Origin of the sequence: Campylobacter sp. CFSAN093227 (genome assembly GCF_012897855.1) — a bacterium.
Lineage (GTDB): Bacteria > Campylobacterota > Campylobacteria > Campylobacterales > Campylobacteraceae > Campylobacter_D > Campylobacter_D jejuni.
In genome coordinates this window covers 1273106-1291602 of sequence record NZ_CP040610.1, presented here as the reverse complement: position 1 = coordinate 1291602, position 18497 = coordinate 1273106, and the positions used below count along the sequence as shown (strand labels likewise).

Below are 18497 nucleotides of genomic sequence, written 5' to 3'. Positions count from 1 at the left end.
AAATATGTTTGATGTCATTGTTATAGGTGGTGGACATGCAGGTGTTGAAGCAAGTGCTGCTGCTGCTAGAATGGGTAAAAAAACCTTACTTTTAACTACATTGATTGAGCAAATAGGAGCGGCAAGTTGTAATCCAGCCATAGGTGGACTTGCTAAAGGGCATTTGGTAAAAGAACTTGATGCCATGGGTGGTCTTATGGGTGAAATCACCGATGAAGCAGGGATACAATTTCGCATTTTAAATGAAAGTAAGGGTGTAGCCGTTCAAGGAAGTAGGGCACAAATTGATATGGATAAATACCGTATCATTGCACGTAATAAACTTTTAAAACTTCCAAATTTAGAAATTTCTCAAGAACAAGCGAGTGTTTTAATCGTAGAAAATGATGAAGTTAAAGGCGTAAAAACAAATTTAGAAAATATATATTTTGCCAAAAAAGTCATCCTAACAACAGGAACTTTTTTAAATGGACTTATTCACGTAGGTGAAAATAAACTTCAAGCAGGAAGGGTAGGGGAGCTTGCTTCGGTAAATTTAGGAAATTATCTGCAAACTTTGGGTTTAAAAATGGGACGTTTAAAAACAGGAACTTGCCCAAGAGTGGATGCAAAAAGCATTGATTTTAGCGTGCTTGAAATTCAAGATGGTGATGTAAATCCTAAAGCTTTTAGTTTTCGTTCAAGAAATTTCAATCCTACTCAACTTCCTTGTTATATCGCACGCACTAATACAACTACACATGAGATTATTAAGAATAATTTTTATCGTGCTCCGCTTTTTACAGGACAGATTGAAGGTGTGGGGCCAAGGTATTGTCCTTCTATAGAAGATAAGATCAATCGTTTTAGCGACAAAGAAAGCCATCATCTTTTTATAGAGCCTCAAACTATCGATGCGACGGAGTATTATATCAATGGTTTTTCTACTTCTTTACCTTATGAAGTACAAACTCAAATGTTGCGTTCTGTAAAGGGTTTTGAAAATGCTAAAATAACCCGTTTTGGTTATGCTATAGAATATGACTATATAGAGCCAACTGAACTTAAGCATACTTTAGAACTTAAAAAGATTAAAAATCTTTATTGTGCAGGACAGATTAATGGAACTACAGGTTATGAAGAGGCTGCAGCACAAGGCTTTATGGCGGGAATCAATGCAAGCTTAAGCATAGATATGAAAGAGCCTTTGATTTTAAGGCGTGATGAAGCTTATATAGGAGTTTTAATCGATGATTTGGTAGTAAAAGGCACAAAAGAACCTTATAGAATGTTTACTTCAAGAGCGGAATTTAGACTGCTTTTAAGGGAAGAAAATGCTATACTTAGACTTGGAAAATATGGCTATGATTTAGGGCTTTTAAGCGAGCAAGATTTTACTTATATACAAAATATCGCAAACAATCTTCAAAAAGGACTTGAATTTTTACTTTCTAAAGAATTTACGCCTAACAACCAAAATAATGCTTTTTTAGAGAGTTTAGGAGAAGATAAAATTTCTTCTATAGTCAATCTTCAAAAAATTGTTGCAAGAGCAAGTTTTGATATAGAAAAATTAAAAAAACTTGACCCTATATTTGAAACCATGGATCATTACTCCTTAAGAGAGATTTTAAATGAGGCAAAGTATTATCATTACATTAGTATGCAAAAAGCTCAAGTAGAAAAAATGAAAAATCTTAGTGAGCTTAAAATTCCTGAAAATTTTGATTTTAAAAGTGTAAGTGGTTTGAGTAATGAGGTTGTAGAAAAGCTTAATCATCATAAACCTCCAACCATTTTTGCTGCAAGTCAAATCAGTGGAATCACTCCTGCAGCGTTGGATATTTTGCAAATTTATATCAAAATGCAAAAGAAAAAAGCTTAAATGCTTGCTTTTTTTATTTTTTTATCTACTTTAGTTTTACTTTTTTGGCGTCCATGGAATTTACCTATTTGGGTATTTTCTAGCTTGGGGGCTTTTTTTGTTTTTATTTTTCAATTGGTAGATTTTAAAGATGCTTGTTTTGTTTTTTCTTTGGTTTGGGATAGTTCTTTAACTTTGGTTGGGTTGATTATCCTTTCTTTTAGCTTGGAAGCTTTGGGATTTTTTGATTTTATTGCGAGTAAAATTTTGTATTTTTCTAGAGAGAAAAATCAAGAAAAAATTTATATCAGTACAAAAAAAATGATGTTATTTTTGTTGATTTTTGTATTTTTTCTTTCTGCATTTTTTGCTAACGATGGAGCGATTTTAATCATTACACCTATTATTATAGCTTTATTTTCAACTCTTAAAGATTGTAAAAATCATGCTTTTATTTTAAGTTCTTTTTTACTTAGCCTTTCTTTTTTATGTGATGCAAGTTCAAACGCTTTGGTTATTTCAAATTTAACCAATATCATCACAGCAAATTATTTTAAGATAGAATTTTTAGAATTTGCTAAAAATATGTTTTTGCCAAATTTTTTTGTTTTGCTTTCTACTATAGTTACGGTTTTTGTGCTTTATGTGAGAGTTTTACCTAAAAGGCTTGAATTTAAATTAATCAAAAAAGAGCAAATTTCATTGAAATTGTTTTTTCTTTGCATAGTATTTTTATTTCTTTTTGTTATCAGTTTTTTTATAGGTGAAATTTTTAATATTAAAATAAGTTTTTTTGCTTTGCTTTGGGCGGGAATTTTTTGGCTTATTATTTTAAAAATTCAAGGTAAAAAAAGTATTAAAATTCTTTTTGAAGCACCTTATGGAGTTTTGCTTTTTAGTTTTGGGCTTTATATGGTGGTTTTTGCTTTACATAAAATAGGTGTGAGTGAAATTTTGGTTAAAAGCTATGTTTTTTTGATGCAAGATAAGAGTGGAATTTTTGGTGTGGCTTTGATTTCAGCTTTTGGATCTTCTGTGTTTAATAATTTGCCTATGGTTTTAATCGGAGATTTGGCATTAAAAGAATATTTTGAGAATTTTTCTTTTGATTCTTTGATGATTTATGCACATCTTTTAGGTGTAAATATAGGTCCAAAACTTACGCCAATAGGTTCTTTAGCAACTTTGCTTTGGCTTGGAGTTTTGGCTAGAAAAGGCATTAATATTTCTTTTTGGCAATATTGTAAATTTGGCTTTTTGATAACTTTACCTGTGCTTGTTTTTTCTCTTTTTGCTCTTATTGTCTAAATATCAAAACTTGTTAAACAAAGAAAAAATTTATTTTAATTTCGATAAACTTTTAACTTGGTTAAAAAATAAAATCGAAAGGAGCAAGTTATGGCTACATCTGAGAGTAGACGAAGCTTTATGGGCTTTGCATTTGGAAGCGTAGCTGCTGTAGGCGGTGTTTTCTCACTTGTTGCGATGAAAAAAACTTGGGATCCGCTTCCAAGTGTTAAAGCTGCAGGTTTTACTACAGTAGATTTATCAGGAATGCAAGATGGAGAGCTTAGAACTATAGAATGGCGTAAAAAGCCTATTTTTATATTAAAAAAAGATGCGAGTATGCCAAAAGATGAAAAACGTGATGTTGTGGTAGATAACGCAGCTTATACTGTGGTTATAGGACTTTGTACACATTTGGGTTGTATACCTGCTTACCAACCAAGTGAGCAATTGTTTAAATGCGCCTGTCATGGTGGAGAATTTGACACAAGTGGAAAAAATGTCTTTGGACCTCCTCCAAAGCCTCTTGAAATTCCTCCTTTTAAAATTGATGGAACCAAGCTTGTTTTAGGTGAAGAGGGTCCTGAATATAAAAAAATGATAGCGGAGGCTTAAGATGGCACAAATTAGAAAAGCTAATGGTCTTGTAGATTGGCTTGATCAAAGACTTGCGGTACATAAACTGCTTGATGTTTTAATGGTAAAGTATTGGATACCAAAGCAAATTAACTTTCTTTGGGCAATGGGGGTTATTTTAACCACTCTTTTTGCAGTGCTTTTTGTTACAGGACTTTTACTTGTGATGTATTATAAACCAGATACTGCACTTGCTTTTGATAGTGTGAATAAGACTATTATGCAAGAGGTGGACTATGGATGGCTTTGGCGTCACATGCATGGTGTTGCCGCTTCTGTTGTATTTTTGATTATATACATACATATGCTAACAGGAATTTATTACGGTTCTTATAAAAAAGGTCGTGAGATGATTTGGGTTAGCGGTATGCTTTTGTTTGTTGTATTTTCTGCTGAAGCTTTTAGTGGGTATATGCTTCCTTGGGGACAAATGAGTTATTGGGCAGCTCAAGTAATCACTAATCTTTTTGGAGGGATACCATTTATTGGCCCTGAGCTTGTGATTTGGATTCGTGGAGATTATGCGGTTTCTGATCCAACTTTAACAAGATTTTTTATGCTTCATGTGTGCTTGCTTCCTATAGTTATCATTGCTATTATAGCATTTCACTTCTATTCTTTAAGAATTCCTCATGTTAATAATGAAATTTCTGAAGAACTTGACTTTGATTTAGAGGCTGAAAAATACATGGCAGGTGACACAAAGGGTTCTAAAGTGATTCCTTTTTGGCCAGGATTTTTATCAAAAGATTTTATGTATATAAGCTTTTTTATGATTTTCTTCTTTTATTTGGTCTGTTTTAAATTTGAATTTGCAATGGATCCAATTAATTTTGATCCAGCTAATGCGCTTAAAACACCAGCTCATATTTATCCTGAGTGGTATTTCTTATGGAGTTATGAAGTTTTAAGAGGATTTTTCTTTGATATTGCAGGTATTAAAGCTTTTGATATAGGTTTGGCTGCATTTGGTATTGCTCAAGTGATTTTCTTCTTGCTTCCTTGGCTTGATAGAAGTGATGTGGTAAAACCAGCTCATGAAAGACCTTTATTTTTCATTTGGTTTTGGATATTGCTTATCGATTTAATTGTTTTAACAGTTTATGGAAAATTACCTCCAACAGGTGTAAATGCTTGGGTAGGATTTTACGCTTCTATAGTATTTTTACTTTTACTTATTGTAGTTTTACCGGTTATTACTATTATGGAGAGAAAAGGAGCTAAACAATGAGAGAAATAAAAATATTTTTAGTTGTAGTAGTTTTTACTGCACTTGTATATTGGGGGGTAGAGCCTTATGCTCATTCAGTGATGAAGCCTCATGTTGCTCCTGCAAATTTTGATTTTGCTGTTGAAGATACTACTTTTGCAAAAGGTATAGTTGAAGCTAAAGAATTAGCTCTAAAAGATGCGCAAGCTTCAGGAGATGCTAAAAGAATAGAGAGTGCAAACAAAGAACTTGAAAAAGCAAAAGAAGAATTAAGCAAGGTTGAAACACTTTGGGCAGATGTTGCAAAGATCGATTTTGCTAAGGGTGATGCAAAAAAAGGTAAAGAATTTTTTGAAAATAACTGTTTTGCATGTCATGGTGTAAAAGAAGATGGAATAGCAGCTAATATTACTGATTCTTCTATGGGAGTAATACCGCCTGATCTTAGTGCAGCTGGTGCTATTTTTGATGAAAAATTTTTAGCAGCTTTGATTATGCATCCTGCGCTTGCTTTAAAAGTAGATCATAAATTTGGTGATGCTTTTATTATGACAGCTTACAATAAAGATACTTCAGGAGAAAGTGAAGAAGCTACAAATGCAAATATAGCCAATGTAATTGCTTATCTTAAAGATGTGAGTGTTAAATTTGAAGCCAATGAAGATGCTACTATTAAGAAAGATGTTGAGGCAAAATATGCTAAAATGGAAAATAGTGCTCAAAAAGCAGCTTTAATGGAAAAAGATATAAAATTTGCTAAAGATAAAGCAACTTTTATTGAGGCTTGCGGACGTTGTCATGATATGAAATACGATAGCTTTTTTACTCCATCAAATCAAAATGATTTAAAAACTTATTTAGGTTCTATTCCACCTGATCTTTCTATGATGATAAGATCTCGTGGTGAGCAATATTTACATGATTTTATTAATAATACTCAAAAACTTCTTCCAGGAACCGCTATGCCAAGAGTAGGTTTAACAGAAGCTGCACAGGCTAAGGTTGTATCTTATATTGATCAAGTGGGTGATAGCAAAAAAGAAGAAAGAAAAACTACAGGAATTTATGTAATGATATTCTTTGTAATTTTAAGTATTTTTGCTATAGGTTGGAAGCGTTCTGTTTGGTCTAAATTACATTAGTATTATAAAATTTTTGCCACTATTTTATATCTGTGGCAAAAATTCTATCTTTTCTTCAATTTTATCAAATTTTAAACATAATTAAGAGATACTATCAAATAATAATTTTTATTAGTTGGAGTATGTCATGCTTGAAAAACAAATGATTAAATTTATTCTTTCAAAATGGAATTATGGAAATTTTAGAATTGTATTTTGGGATCAAGAAGAATTTCATGTGGGTAATCAGCCTGCTAAATTTTCTTTAATTTTCAAAGAAAAAATACCTTTTTTAAAATTATTTAGTGATACGAGTTTAGTTTTTGCAAAACATTATATGGAGTCTAAACTAGAAATAGAAGGTGATTATGATGAAATAGCTAAAGTTTTGTATTATTTTTCAAATAAGCGTTTTTTAAAAAATACAGAGGATATCTTGAGTAAAATAGCCCAAAAACAGGAAAGTAAAAATATCAAAAGTCATTATGATATAGGTAATGATTTTTATAAGCTTTGGCTTGATGATACTATGAGCTATTCTTGCGCTTATTTTAAAGAGCCTAATAATACTCTTTATGAAGCTCAAATTAACAAAATAGAACATACTCTTAAAAAACTTGATTTAAAAGAAGGAGAAAAGCTTTTAGATATAGGTTGTGGCTGGGGTTGGCTTTCTATTATGGCGGCTCAAAAGTATGGAGTTAAGGTTGTTGGAATTACTATTTCAGAGGAGCAGTGTAAAAAAGCTAAGGAAAGAGTAAAAGAACTTGGTCTTGAAGATAAAATAGAAATAAGACTTCAAAATTATCAAGATTTAGAATTTGAAAATTATTTTGATAAAGTTGTTTCTGTGGGTATGTTTGAACATGTAGGCAAAGAGAATTTAGGACTTTATTTCATGAAAGTAAAACAAGTGTTAAAACCTGGAGGTTCTATGCTTTTACATTCTATTTTAGCCATGTTTGAAGGAAAAACAAATGCTTGGATAGATAAATATATTTTTCCAGGAGGATATTTACCTTCTTTAAGAGAGGTTGTAAGTGCTATGAGTGAGTGGGATTTTCATCTTCTTTTAGCAGAAAGTTTAAGAATGCACTATGCAAAAACTTTAGATTTATGGGATGAAAATTTTAACAAAGTATTGGACAAGGTAAGGGAAAAATATGATGAAGAATTTATAAGAATGTGGGATTTATACCTTCGTTCTTGTGCCTCTGCTTTTCGTGTTGGAAGCGTGGATTTGTTTCAATTTTTAATCACAAAAGAAATCAATAATAATCTAAGCCTTACCAAGGACTACATATATAAGTAAAAACTAAACTTAAATTTGATAAAATCTTAGCTTCATTTCACACGCATCAATCCTTTTTAGCTTGTGTAAATTAAGGGATGTGGAGGAATAAAGCTAAATTTATAAGGAGAAACTCATGGTTAGTATGAGAGATTTATTAGAATGCGGTGTGCATTTTGGACACCAAACAAGACGCTGGAATCCAAAGATGAAAAAATTCATTTTTGGCGAGAGAAAAGGTATTTATGTAATTGATTTACAAAAAACTTTAAGATATTTTAGATATACCTATAATATCGTTCGTGACGCTGCTGCCGAAGGAAAAACTATACTTTTTGTCGGGACAAAAAAACAAGCAGGTGGAGCGATTAAAGAATACGCTGAAAAATGCGGTATGCCTTATGTAAATCATAGATGGCTTGGCGGTATGATGACAAATTTTGGTACCATTCGCCAATCAATTAGAAAATTAGAAGTAATTGAAAAAATGGAAGAAGATGGAAGTATTAAACTTTTAACTAAAAAAGAAGCTTTAATGCTTACAAGAAAAAAAGAAAAATTATTAGCTTATTTAGGTGGAATTCGTTATATGAAAACTCAACCTGATATGATTTTTGTTATTGACACAGTAAAAGAAAAAATTGCTGTTCAAGAAGCAAATAGATTAAGAATTCCTGTTGTAGCTCCACTAGATACAAACTGCGATCCTGACTTGGTAACTTATCCTATTCCAGGAAATGATGATGCAATTCGTTCAGTGCAACTTTTCTGCCAAGAAATGGCTGAAGCGATTAATGAAGGAAAAGCTTTAAGAGAACAAGATGGCGAACCTTTAGCAAATGAAGAAAAAGAAATCACCGATGAAGAGAAAAAAGAAGTTTTAGATGAAGCGATGAGCGAAGAAGACTTCGGTGAGGAGCAAGAATAATGGCTGAAATTACTGCTGCAATGGTAAAAGAACTCCGCGAAAGTACAGGCGCGGGGATGATGGATTGTAAAAATGCTTTGAGTGAAACTAATGGAGATTTTGATAAAGCAGTACAACTTTTAAGAGAAAAAGGTTTAGGTAAGGCTGCTAAAAAAGCAGATAGACTTGCTGCAGAAGGTTTAGTAAGTGTAAAAGTAAGTGATGATTTTACAAGCGCAACTGTAAGTGAGATTAATTCCGAAACAGATTTTGTGGCAAAAAATGATCAGTTTATCGCTTTAACAAAAGATACTACAGCTCATATTCAAAGCAATAGCTTGCAAAGTGTGGAAGAGCTTCACTCAAGTACGATTAATGGTGTAAAATTTGAAGAATATTTAAAAAGTCAAATTGCAACTATAGGAGAAAACTTAGTTGTAAGAAGATTTGCAACTTTAAAAGCAGGTGCTAACGGCGTTGTAAATGGTTATATTCATACAAATGGCCGTGTTGGTGTTGTGATCGCTGCAGCTTGTGATAGTGCTGAAGTAGCTTCAAAATCAAGAGATTTATTAAGACAAATTTGTATGCATATTGCAGCAATGAGACCAAGTTATTTAAGTTATGAAGATTTGGATATGACTTTTGTTGAAAATGAATACAAAGCTTTGGTTGCTGAACTTGAAAAAGAAAATGAAGAAAGACGCAGACTTAAAGATCCAAATAAACCTGAACATAAAATTCCTCAATTTGCAAGTCGCAAACAATTAAGCGATGCAATTTTAAAAGAAGCTGAAGAAAAAATCAAAGAAGAACTTAAAGCTCAAGGTAAACCTGAAAAAATTTGGGATAATATCATTCCAGGTAAAATGAATAGTTTTATAGCTGATAATTCTCAACTCGATAGCAAACTTACTTTAATGGGTCAGTTTTATGTAATGGATGATAAAAAAACTGTAGAACAAGTAATTGCTGAAAAAGAAAAAGAATTTGGCGGAAAAATTAAAATTGTTGAATTTATTTGCTTTGAAGTTGGCGAAGGTTTAGAAAAGAAAACTGAAGATTTTGCGGCTGAAGTTGCTGCACAACTTTAAAAACGGTTAAAAATGGAACTCTTAAGAGCGGAAAATTTAAGCCATAGTTTTGATTATCCGCTTTTTGAGGGTTTAAATCTTACTTTAAATACCAAAGATTGCATTGCTATTCAAGGGAGTAGCGGTTGTGGTAAATCTACTCTTTTGCATATACTTTCTTCTTTATTGATTCCAAAAAAAGGTGAAGTTTTTTTTAAAGGTTCTAGTCTTTATCAGATAGATGAAAACGAAAGATTAAAAATTCGCCGTTATGATTTTGGTATTATTTTTCAGACACATTATCTTTTTAAAGGTTTTTCGGCTTTAGAAAATATCGAACTTGCTAGTGTTTTATCGGGTCAAGATTTAGATGAGAAAATTTTAAAAAGGTTAGGTATTGATACGCTTTTACATCAAAAAATAGGAAAGCTTAGCGGCGGACAACAACAGCGTGTGAGTATCGCACGTGTGCTTTGTAAAAAACCAAAGATTATTTTTGCTGATGAAGCAACTGGAAATTTGGATTTTGATAATGCTAAAAATGTTATCGAGCTTTTAATTTCCTATGTTAAAGAAAATGATGCAGCTTTATTTTTTGTAACTCACGATAGCAAGCTTGCAAGTTTTTGTGATAAAACTTATACTATAAACGCCAATGGAATTTGTTAATTATTTAGGTGATAAAAATGTTGTAACTTTTATGTTGCTTCTTGCTAGAATGAGTGGTCTTATAGTTTTTTTTCCTTTTTTTTCACATAATTCTATTCCTATGGTGATAAAAAGTACTATAGTTTTATTTTTGACTATGTATTTATATCCTTTGGCTAGATTAGAATCTTTGCATTTAGATAGTTTTTTTGTTTTACAGCTTATTAGTGAAGTGATTTTTGGAATGATAGCAGGATTAATGCTTCAAATTATTTTTGCTATTATTATGATGGCAGGTGAGCAGATTGCTTTTACTATGGGATTTACTATGGCAAGTATATTAGATCCAAGTTCTGGAACGAGTATGCCTATCACATCTCAAATTTTAAATTTACTTGCTTTGATGTTTTTTCTTGCTTTTGATGGCCATCATTTAATGCTTTTGTTTTTAAGTCATTCTTTGGGTTATATTAGTTTAGGTGGATTTTATCCGCATGAGAATTTAATGCATTATTTAAATATGGGTATGTTTAATATTTTCATCATAGGTTTTGCTATGAGCTTTCCTATACTTGGAATTTCACTTTTAGCCGATGTTATTTTTGGACTTTTGATGAAAACAATGCCACAATTTAATCTTTTAGTTATTGGCTATCCTATAAAGATAGCTCTAGGTTTTGTAGTTTTGATTGCTATTTTACTAGTTATGATGCAATATTTTAAAAATTTAATTTTAGAACTTTTTACTCATATACAAACTCTTTTTTTCTCCTAAGGAAAGGATAAATGAAATTATCGTAAAATAGCGATTATTTTTTAAGGATTAAAGTGATGAAAATTTTACTTTTAAATGAAAACCCTGTAGTTTCAAGACTTGTAAGCCTTAGTGCTAAAAAAATGTCTTATGATTTTGAAGAACTTAATGCTTATAGTGAAAATTTGGGTAATTATGATGTGATTGTTGTAGATAGTGATACTCCAGCACCTTTAAAAATTCTTAAAGAAAAATGCGATAGATTGATTTTTTTAGCCCCGCGAAATCAAAATGTAGAAGATATAGATGCGCAAATTTTACAAAAACCTTTTTTACCTACAGATTTTTTAAATTTACTTAATAATAAAGATGCGAACAAGCATACATCTATTGATTTGCCAATGTTAAGCAATGATGAAAATCCTTATGCTGATATAAGCTTGGATTTAGATAATTTAAATTTAGATGATTTGCCTGATGAAAATTCTTTAGATATAAATTCAGAGGGAATGGAAGATTTGAGTTTTGATGATGATGCTCAAGATGATAATGCAAACAAAACTTTAGAAACTCAAAATTTAGAACATGAAACAATTAAAGAACAGACTCAAGAAGACACTCAAATTGATTTAGATTTAACTTTAGAAGATGGCGAAAGTGAAAAAGAAGACTTAAGCCAAGAACATACAGCTTTGGATACTGAGCCTAGTTTAGATGAGCTAGATGATAAAAATGATGAAGATTTAGAAATCAAAGAAGATGATAAAAATGAAGAAATAGAAAAGCAAGAATTATTAGACGATTCTAAAACAAATACATTAGAAATGCAAGAAGAGCTTAGCGAATCTCAAGATGATAATTCAAACAAAACTTTAGAAACTCAAAATTTAGAACATGACAATTTAGAACAAGAAACAATTAAAGAACAGACTCAAGAAGACACTCAAATTGATTTAGATTTAACTTTAGAAGATGGCGAAAGTGAAAAAGAAGACTTAAGCCAAGAACATACAGCTTTGGATACTGAGCCTAGTTTAGATGAGCTAGATGATAAAAATGATGAAGATTTAGAAGATAATAAAGAATTACAAGCTAATATAAGCGATTTTGATGATCTTCCTGAGGTTGAAGAGCAAGAAAAAGAAATGGATTTTGATGATCTTCCTGAGGATGCTGAATTTTTAGGTCAAGCAAAATATAATGAAGAATCAGAGGAAAATTTAGAGGAGTTTGCTCCTGTTGTGGAAGAAGATATTCAAGATGAAATAGATGATTTTGCTTCAAATTTGAGTACTCAAGATCAAATCAAAGAAGAACTAGCTCAACTTGATGAGCTTGATTATGGTATTGATAGTGACAATAGTAGCAAGGTCTTAGAAGATTTTAAAGATGAACCAATTTTAGACGATAAAGAATTAGGAACAAATGAAGAGGAAGTGGTTGTGCCAAATTTAAATATAAGTGATTTTGATACATTGAAAGAAAGTGATATACAAGAAGCTCTTGGAGAGGAAATCTTAGAAAAAAATGAAGAGCCTATAGTAAGTGATGTAACTAAAGATGATAATAGCGAAGAGATAGTTAATGAGCTTAGCCAAAGCATAGTAGGAGCGATCACTTCAAGTATTAAAGATGATACCTTAAAAGCTGCTCTTAAGGGTATGAATATGAATATAAATATAAACATTAGTTTTAAAGAGGATTGAAATTGCAAGGTTTTGTTTTGTTGATTTCAGGTCCTAGTGGTGCTGGAAAATCAACTCTTTTAAAAAAACTTTTTGATGAATTTGAAGATGAGCTTTATTTTTCTATTTCTTCAACAACTCGCAAACCAAGAGAGGGTGAAAAAAATGGAATACATTATCATTTTATATCCCATGAAGAATTTCAAAAAGGTATAGATAGTGATCATTTTTTAGAATGGGCTAGAGTGCATGAAAATTTTTATGGTACTTCTTTAAAGCACACTCAAAATGCTTTAGATAATGGAAAAATAGTTGTTTTTGATATTGATGTGCAAGGATTTAAAATAGCCAGAAAAAAAATGGCTGATAAGATTGTTTCTGTTTTTATTACTACAAAAAATAAAGATGAGTTAAAAAAAAGACTTATTAAGCGAAATACTGATACAATAATACAACTAGAAAAAAGATTACAAAACGCTAGTGATGAAATGAAAGAGCTTAGCGAGTATGATTATCTTATCATTAACGATGAGTTAAAGCAAAGTTATGAAGCATTGCGAGCGATTTTAATCGCCCATAAATTTAGAACCAAAGGGCAGAATCTAGGGCAAATTCAGAATATTTGGAATGAAGGAGAATAAAATGGGTGGTTGGTCAAGTCCAAGTCATTGGTTGATTATTTTATTGATTGTTGTATTGCTTTTTGGAGCAAAAAAAATTCCAGAACTTGCAAAGGGTTTAGGCAAAGGTATTAAAACTTTTAAAGATGAAATGAATAATGATGATGAAGTAGCAAAAAATACTCAAAAAATAGAAGAAAACAAAAACACAACTAATAATACAAATGCTGATGCAAGTATAGACGAAACAAAAAAAGCTTAAGGTTTAGTCTTTTGAAAAGTATTATTTTTAATGAAATTAAAAAGATTTTAGAGTGTGATTTTGCGCTTGAAAATCCAAAGGATAAAAATTTAGCACATTTTGCTACCCCTTTGGCTTTTTCACTGGCTAAGGAATTAAAAAAATCCCCTATGTTGATCGCTAGCGACTTAGCGAGCAAATTTCAAAATCATGATTGTTTTGAATTAGTTGAAGCTGTAAATGGGTATTTAAATTTTAGAATTTCCAAAACTTTTTTAAATGAACTTGCAAATCAGGCTTTAACAAATCCAAATGATTTTACTAAAGGAGAAAAAAAACAAGAAAGTTTTTTGCTTGAATATGTGAGTGCAAATCCTACTGGGCCTTTACACATAGGACATGCAAGAGGCGCTGTTTTTGGAGACACCTTAACAAGACTTGCAAGACATTTGGGCTATAAATTCGATACAGAATACTATGTCAATGATGCGGGTAATCAAATTTATTTACTAGGGCTTTCTATTTTACTAAGTGTGAAAGAAAATATACTTCATGAAAATGTTGAATATCCAGAGCAATATTATAAAGGCGAGTATATAGCGGATTTAGCAAAAGAAGCTTTTGAAAAATTTGGTAAAGAATTTTTTAGCGAAGAAAATATCCCTAGTTTGGCTGATTGGGCAAAAGATAAAATGCTTGTTTTGATTAAACAAAATTTAGAACAAGCAAAGATTAAAATTGACAGCTATGTAAGCGAAAGATCGTATTATGATGCTTTAAATGCAACTTTAGAATCTTTAAAAGAGCATAAAGGAATTTACGAGCAAGAAGGTAAAATTTGGCTTGCTTCTTCGCAAAAAGGCGATGAAAAAGATAGGGTAATTATCCGTGAAGATGGACGCGGGACTTATTTGGCAGCAGATATTGTTTATCATAAAGATAAAATGAGTCGTGGTTATGGAAAGTGTATTAATATCTGGGGAGCAGATCATCATGGTTATATCCCTAGAATGAAAGCTGCGATGGAATTTTTGGGATTTGACTCTAATAATCTTGAGATTATTTTAGCACAAATGGTTTCCCTACTTAAAGATGGAGAACCTTATAAAATGAGTAAAAGAGCAGGAAATTTTATCTTGATGAGCGATGTGGTTGATGAGATAGGAAGTGATGCTTTGCGTTATATCTTTTTGAGTAAAAAATGCGATACTCATTTGGAATTTGATATTAGTGATTTGCAAAAAGAAGATAGCTCTAATCCTGTATACTATATCAACTATGCACACGCTAGAATTCATCAAGTGTTTGCTAAAGCTGGTAAAAAAATCGATGATGTAATGAAAGCTGATTTGCAAAGTTTAAATCAAGATGGCGTAAATTTGCTTTTTGAAGCTTTGAATTTAAAGGCTGTTTTAAACGATGCTTTTGAGGCTAGAGCTTTGCAAAAAATTCCTGATTATCTTAAAAATTTAGCTGCAAATTTTCATAAATTCTACAATGAAAATAAAGTTGTAGGCTCTGCAAATGAAAATGATTTGCTTAAATTATTTTCTTTGGTTGCTCTTAGTATTAAAACCGCATTTTCTTTAATGGGTATTGAAGCAAAAAACAAAATGGAACATTAAAACCGCATTTTGCTGTTTTAATAGTTTAGTAAAAATACTGCTATTATCACGATAATGATACCTAAAATTCCTATTTTGTTTAATTTTTCTTTATATAAAATCCATCCACCAAGACAAGTTCCTATGATGCCTATAGCACCCCAAGTTGAGTAAGCTATGCTTAAAGGAACATATTTTAAAGAAAAAGAAAGTAGAAAAAAAGCAAGTATAGCATTGACAATCGCAGCTAAGCCCCAAATTTTATTCTTAAAACCATCTGATTTTTTTAGCAATAAATTTGCTACGATATCTAACAATGCCGATAGAACAATAATAAAAATATACATTATTCTTTAACCTCGCCTATATTAATCATGATAATTCCAACGATAGAAAGAACAATGCCTAAAATTTGAGTTAAGGTTAAACTCTCTTTAAAAACTATAAAAGAAACTAAAAGTATAAGAATAATCCCTAAAAGTTCCCATACGGCATAGGCTATGCCTACTTGAATTTTTTTAATCGCCTTGCCCATAAAAAAATAAGAAAAAGCTATAAATAAAGCCATAAATATATAGCCTAAAATTTGATTTTCCATTTTTAAAAAACTAGTACCTAAAACTTCAAATACAATAGCAGCAATCAAGAAAAACCAAGCAACAAAAAGTTCTTTTTTTGCGATATTCAAAAAGCTTCTCCCTAAAAATAAATGGTAAAATCATACCATTTAAAGCTTTAATTAGCCTTTTTAGTTTATACTTTTAAGTTTAAAAATCTTTAAAGAAAGTGAGAATTTATGGGACGAGCGTTTGAATACCGAAGAGCTTCTAAAGAGGCTAGATGGGATAAAATGAGTAAGCTTTTTCCTAAGCTTGCTAAAGCCATACAAGTAGCTGCTAAAGAAGGTGGCACTGATCCTGATATGAATCCAAAATTAAGAAGTGCTATAGCCACAGCAAAAGCAAATAATATGCCAAAAGATAATATAGATGCGGCTATTAAGCGTGCGAGTGGAAAAGATAGCGCAGATATTAAAAACATTCATTATGAAGGAAAAGCTGCACATGGAGCTTTGGTTATAGTTGAATGTATGAGCGATAACCCTACGCGCACCGTGGCTAATGTTAAAGCCATTTTTAGCAAAAATGGTGGAGAAGTTTTACAAAATGGATCTTTAGGCTTTATGTTTACTAGAAAAGCGGTTTTTCATCTTGAAAAATTTGCAGGAGATTTAGAAGAATTAGAACTTGATTTGATCGATGCAGGGCTTGAAGAATTAGAACAAAATGAAGAAGAGTTAGTAATTAGCGGTGATTATACTGCCTTTGGTGAGCTAAGTTCTGCTATAGAGACTAAGGGTTTAGTTCTTAAAAAAGCAGGACTTGAGTATATACCAAACAATCCTGTAAGCTTTAGCGAAGAACAGCTTAGCGATATAGAAAAACTTTTAGATAAGTTAGAAGATGATGATGATGTTCAAGCTGTTTATACAAATATAGATTAAGGAGAAATAATGATAAAAACAATCGACACAAGCAAAGTAAATGAATACAAATTTGCTCTTATAGAAACTGAAAAAGGCACAATGAAATTAAAACTTTTTGGCGATGAGGCTCCGCAAACGGTTTGTAATTTTGCTACTTTGGCTAATGAGGGATTTTATAAAGATTTAAATTTTCATCGTGTGATCCCAAATTTTGTCATACAGGGAGGTTGTCCACACGGCAATGGTGTAGGTGGGCCTGGATATGAAATCATTTGCGAATGTGATGATCAAGAACATAAACATGAGCGTGGAACCTTATCTATGGCACACGCAGGACGCGATACGGGTGGCTCTCAATTTTTTATTTGTCACAGCCCTCAAGCTCATTTAGATGGAGTTCATACTGTTTTTGGGCAAATTGATCCAAAAGATGAAGAAAGTTTGGAAGTTTTAGACTCTATACGCCAAGGAGATAAAATTTTAGACATAAAAATTTGTGATAAAATTTAAAATTTTAAAACTTTTTTGAAACTACAATATTTACAAAGCTAGTCATAAGTTTGACTAGCTAAAAATAATTAATGTATAATTTTTTTTTAAACTTTTTTTTCTATAATCACAATTTTAATTTACTAAATGTAACAAAATTACAAGGAGTTATGATTATGAAAACTAAGTTTTCACTTATTTTAAGTGCTTGTCTTCTTTCATCTTCACTTTTTGCTAAAAATACAGATGATGAAATAACCAAGCTTCAAAAACAGCTTGCGCAAATTCAAGCTGAACTTGCAGAAATCAGAAAAGAAAGGGAAGCTCAAGCTAAGCAAAATGAAGCTGTAAAAGCTGAACTTGCTGATCTTAACGATAGAGCTGATGAAACAGAATTTCAAGCAGCTTTGAGCAAGGTTAAATTTGGACTTGAGTTTTCAACAGCGGTTTCAAATACAAACTATAAAGTTGACGGACAAGATTATAGTGCCAATAACAAATGGATGAATGAGCTTCATTTAAATATGAATGCTGATATTAATGATAAAACCAAATTCTATGGTCGTTTATCTATGGCTAAAAATTGGTCTCAAATGGGTTGGAGTGGAAGTCCACTTGACTTAGATGCAGGAAGAAACACAAGAACAAGTGGGCCTGTACTTTATGTAGATAGAGCTTATCTTGACTACTATATCACACCTGAGTGGATTGCAACCATAGGAAGACAGCCAGGAACCGATGGTCCAGGAAGTAATCTTAGAAACAATGCTTTAAGACAATCCACTTATCCAGCCTTAGCAATTAATGCTTTAGGTGATGCAGCAGTAATCACTTATAAACCTGAAAGTTTACAAGATCATAAGGTAGCCATCCGTGCAGCTTATGGTAAAACTTATCAATGGGATGAAGAGGGTAAGGTAAGAGACTGGATGAGCGATCAAAAAGATGCTGATGCAAATCTTTACTATGCTGCAGTAGAAGGAGAACTTCCTATAGAGGGTATGGGGGATAACTTATTACTTCTTAATGTAGCTTATATTAGCGACTTTTCACTTCCTATTGATGGTGGAGCAATAATTAATAATTTAATTGGTGGTGCCGGTGTTAAAAATCTTGGTGATGCTACTATAGCAAATATCCATTTTGAAAACTACAAAGCTTTTGGAACAAATTTTAACTGGTTTGCTTCTTTAGGATACTACAATGGAAGCAATGCTAATGCTTTCTGGATACCTGCTGCCAGTAGTTTCGCAAATAATTTAAAATTCAATGAAGAAGATGGTTATGCTGTGCATGTAGGCGGACGCTATGATTTTACCAAGGCTTTAAAAGTAGGTTATGAGTTTTTCTGGGGAAGTAGATACTGGTATACTATGAGCCGTCCAAGTATCAATGATCCGCTTAATATAAGAATGACAAGAGGAACAGCTCATGATTTTTATGTGATTTATCAACTTGACAGATATCAATTCTTACGCTTAAGCTATACCAATATCCAAAACAAATGGGGAAATCGTGGAATTCCATTAATGGGAGCTAAAAAAGAAAAATCAAGAGCTGATAATATCATGTTAATGTATAATGTAAAATTCTAAGGAGCAA

19 protein-coding genes are annotated in these 18497 nt (G+C 31.7%); 17 read left to right on the top strand and 2 right to left on the bottom strand.

The genetic code is table 11. The annotated features are described in order from the left end of the window. Nucleotides 1-4: 4 nt before the first annotated feature. The 14 genes from mnmG (at nucleotide 5) to argS (ending at nucleotide 14941) form a co-directional block, all read left to right on the top strand. Nucleotides 5-1864, top strand: coding sequence for a tRNA uridine-5-carboxymethylaminomethyl(34) synthesis enzyme MnmG (mnmG, locus tag FBF06_RS06790; RefSeq protein WP_002854088.1), 1860 nt, complete (start codon nucleotides 5-7; stop codon nucleotides 1862-1864). After that, nucleotides 1865-3151 (top strand): arsenic transporter, encoded by a 1287-nt coding sequence (locus FBF06_RS06785; RefSeq protein WP_168977596.1) that lies wholly within the window; start codon nucleotides 1865-1867, stop codon nucleotides 3149-3151. A 90-nt stretch (nucleotides 3152-3241) separates the two neighbouring features. Continuing rightward, on the top strand, nucleotides 3242-3745 hold the full coding sequence (petA, locus tag FBF06_RS06780; RefSeq protein WP_002852880.1) for a ubiquinol-cytochrome c reductase iron-sulfur subunit: 504 nt from the start codon (nucleotides 3242-3244) through the stop codon (nucleotides 3743-3745). A 1-nt stretch (nucleotide 3746) separates the two neighbouring features. Further along, nucleotides 3747-4997: a cytochrome bc complex cytochrome b subunit gene (locus FBF06_RS06775; RefSeq protein ID WP_002852758.1), complete on the top strand. Its 1251-nt coding sequence runs from the start codon at nucleotides 3747-3749 to the stop codon at nucleotides 4995-4997. Next, nucleotides 4994-6118: a cytochrome c1 gene (locus tag FBF06_RS06770; RefSeq protein ID WP_168977595.1), complete on the top strand. Its 1125-nt coding sequence runs from the start codon at nucleotides 4994-4996 to the stop codon at nucleotides 6116-6118. The genes FBF06_RS06775 and FBF06_RS06770 overlap by 4 nt, the downstream gene beginning before the upstream one ends. Nucleotides 6119-6245: 127 nt before the next feature. Next, nucleotides 6246-7409, top strand: a complete 1164-nt coding sequence (locus FBF06_RS06765; RefSeq protein ID WP_002852655.1) for a cyclopropane-fatty-acyl-phospholipid synthase family protein — start codon at nucleotides 6246-6248, stop codon at nucleotides 7407-7409. A gap of 115 nt (nucleotides 7410-7524) precedes the next feature. Beyond that, nucleotides 7525-8316: a 30S ribosomal protein S2 gene (gene rpsB, locus FBF06_RS06760; protein WP_052795922.1), complete on the top strand. Its 792-nt coding sequence runs from the start codon at nucleotides 7525-7527 to the stop codon at nucleotides 8314-8316. Beyond that, the gene (gene tsf / locus FBF06_RS06755) at nucleotides 8316-9389 is read left to right on the top strand and encodes a translation elongation factor Ts (protein ID WP_002852901.1); all 1074 of its coding nucleotides are present in this window, start codon (nucleotides 8316-8318) and stop codon (nucleotides 9387-9389) included. Before rpsB ends, tsf begins: the two co-directional genes overlap by 1 nt. A gap of 12 nt (nucleotides 9390-9401) precedes the next feature. After that, entirely contained in the window at nucleotides 9402-10037 is a 636-nt protein-coding gene (locus FBF06_RS06750) for an ABC transporter ATP-binding protein (protein WP_002852807.1), read from the top strand. Further along, on the top strand, nucleotides 10024-10791 hold the full coding sequence (fliR, locus tag FBF06_RS06745; protein WP_032591452.1) for a flagellar biosynthetic protein FliR: 768 nt from the start codon (nucleotides 10024-10026) through the stop codon (nucleotides 10789-10791). Before FBF06_RS06750 ends, fliR begins: the two co-directional genes overlap by 14 nt. A gap of 56 nt (nucleotides 10792-10847) precedes the next feature. Beyond that, a complete protein-coding gene (locus FBF06_RS06740; protein WP_168977594.1) occupies nucleotides 10848-12476 on the top strand; it encodes a highly acidic protein in 1629 nt (542 codons plus the stop codon). Continuing rightward, the gene (gene gmk / locus FBF06_RS06735; RefSeq protein ID WP_002860253.1) at nucleotides 12473-13096 is read left to right on the top strand and encodes a guanylate kinase; all 624 of its coding nucleotides are present in this window, start codon (nucleotides 12473-12475) and stop codon (nucleotides 13094-13096) included. The genes FBF06_RS06740 and gmk overlap by 4 nt, the downstream gene beginning before the upstream one ends. Before the next feature lies 1 nt (nucleotide 13097). Further along, on the top strand, nucleotides 13098-13337 hold the full coding sequence (locus tag FBF06_RS06730; RefSeq protein WP_002852866.1) for a twin-arginine translocase TatA/TatE family subunit: 240 nt from the start codon (nucleotides 13098-13100) through the stop codon (nucleotides 13335-13337). An 11-nt stretch (nucleotides 13338-13348) separates the two neighbouring features. Further along, complete coding sequence (argS, locus tag FBF06_RS06725; protein ID WP_002852838.1) at nucleotides 13349-14941, top strand: arginine--tRNA ligase; 1593 nt, start codon at nucleotides 13349-13351, stop codon at nucleotides 14939-14941. 17 nt (nucleotides 14942-14958) lie between these two features. Here the strand turns inward: argS and FBF06_RS06720 are convergent, their stop codons facing one another. Then, nucleotides 14959-15267 carry a multidrug efflux SMR transporter gene (locus FBF06_RS06720; protein WP_002777309.1) on the bottom strand — a complete coding sequence of 103 codons (309 nt, stop codon included), beginning with the start codon at nucleotides 15265-15267 and terminating at the stop codon, nucleotides 14959-14961. Continuing rightward, nucleotides 15267-15608 carry a multidrug efflux SMR transporter gene (locus FBF06_RS06715; protein WP_002777281.1) on the bottom strand — a complete coding sequence of 114 codons (342 nt, stop codon included), beginning with the start codon at nucleotides 15606-15608 and terminating at the stop codon, nucleotides 15267-15269. The genes FBF06_RS06720 and FBF06_RS06715 overlap by 1 nt, the downstream gene beginning before the upstream one ends. Nucleotides 15609-15716: 108 nt before the next feature. Here FBF06_RS06715 and FBF06_RS06710 point away from each other — a divergent pair, with 108 nt between their 5' ends. The 3 genes from FBF06_RS06710 (at nucleotide 15717) to FBF06_RS06700 (ending at nucleotide 18490) form a co-directional block, all read left to right on the top strand. Continuing rightward, the gene (locus FBF06_RS06710) at nucleotides 15717-16424 is read left to right on the top strand and encodes a YebC/PmpR family DNA-binding transcriptional regulator (protein ID WP_002787769.1); all 708 of its coding nucleotides are present in this window, start codon (nucleotides 15717-15719) and stop codon (nucleotides 16422-16424) included. Nucleotides 16425-16433: 9 nt separating this feature from the next. Continuing rightward, nucleotides 16434-16916 (top strand): peptidylprolyl isomerase, encoded by a 483-nt coding sequence (locus tag FBF06_RS06705; RefSeq protein WP_002822502.1) that lies wholly within the window; start codon nucleotides 16434-16436, stop codon nucleotides 16914-16916. A 155-nt stretch (nucleotides 16917-17071) separates the two neighbouring features. Further along, nucleotides 17072-18490, top strand: coding sequence for a DUF3373 family protein (locus FBF06_RS06700; RefSeq protein ID WP_057040579.1), 1419 nt, complete (start codon nucleotides 17072-17074; stop codon nucleotides 18488-18490). Nucleotides 18491-18497: the final 7 nt, after the last annotated feature.

Coding starts and splice junctions, on each gene's coding strand:
- FBF06_RS06705 (WP_002822502.1), top strand. CDS start 16,434: ATGATAAAAACAATCGACACAAGCAAAGTAAATGAATACAAATTTGCT.
- fliR (WP_032591452.1), top strand. CDS start 10,024: ATGGAATTTGTTAATTATTTAGGTGATAAAAATGTTGTAACTTTTATG.
- FBF06_RS06730 (WP_002852866.1), top strand. CDS start 13,098: ATGGGTGGTTGGTCAAGTCCAAGTCATTGGTTGATTATTTTATTGATT.
- FBF06_RS06740 (WP_168977594.1), top strand. CDS start 10,848: ATGAAAATTTTACTTTTAAATGAAAACCCTGTAGTTTCAAGACTTGTA.
- FBF06_RS06775 (WP_002852758.1), top strand. CDS start 3,747: ATGGCACAAATTAGAAAAGCTAATGGTCTTGTAGATTGGCTTGATCAA.
- rpsB (WP_052795922.1), top strand. CDS start 7,525: ATGGTTAGTATGAGAGATTTATTAGAATGCGGTGTGCATTTTGGACAC.
- FBF06_RS06770 (WP_168977595.1), top strand. CDS start 4,994: ATGAGAGAAATAAAAATATTTTTAGTTGTAGTAGTTTTTACTGCACTT.
- FBF06_RS06785 (WP_168977596.1), top strand. CDS start 1,865: ATGCTTGCTTTTTTTATTTTTTTATCTACTTTAGTTTTACTTTTTTGG.
- FBF06_RS06750 (WP_002852807.1), top strand. CDS start 9,402: ATGGAACTCTTAAGAGCGGAAAATTTAAGCCATAGTTTTGATTATCCG.
- FBF06_RS06700 (WP_057040579.1), top strand. CDS start 17,072: ATGAAAACTAAGTTTTCACTTATTTTAAGTGCTTGTCTTCTTTCATCT.
- tsf (WP_002852901.1), top strand. CDS start 8,316: ATGGCTGAAATTACTGCTGCAATGGTAAAAGAACTCCGCGAAAGTACA.
- FBF06_RS06765 (WP_002852655.1), top strand. CDS start 6,246: ATGCTTGAAAAACAAATGATTAAATTTATTCTTTCAAAATGGAATTAT.
- FBF06_RS06720 (WP_002777309.1), bottom strand. CDS start 15,267: ATGTATATTTTTATTATTGTTCTATCGGCATTGTTAGATATCGTAGCA.
- FBF06_RS06710 (WP_002787769.1), top strand. CDS start 15,717: ATGGGACGAGCGTTTGAATACCGAAGAGCTTCTAAAGAGGCTAGATGG.
- mnmG (WP_002854088.1), top strand. CDS start 5: ATGTTTGATGTCATTGTTATAGGTGGTGGACATGCAGGTGTTGAAGCA.
- petA (WP_002852880.1), top strand. CDS start 3,242: ATGGCTACATCTGAGAGTAGACGAAGCTTTATGGGCTTTGCATTTGGA.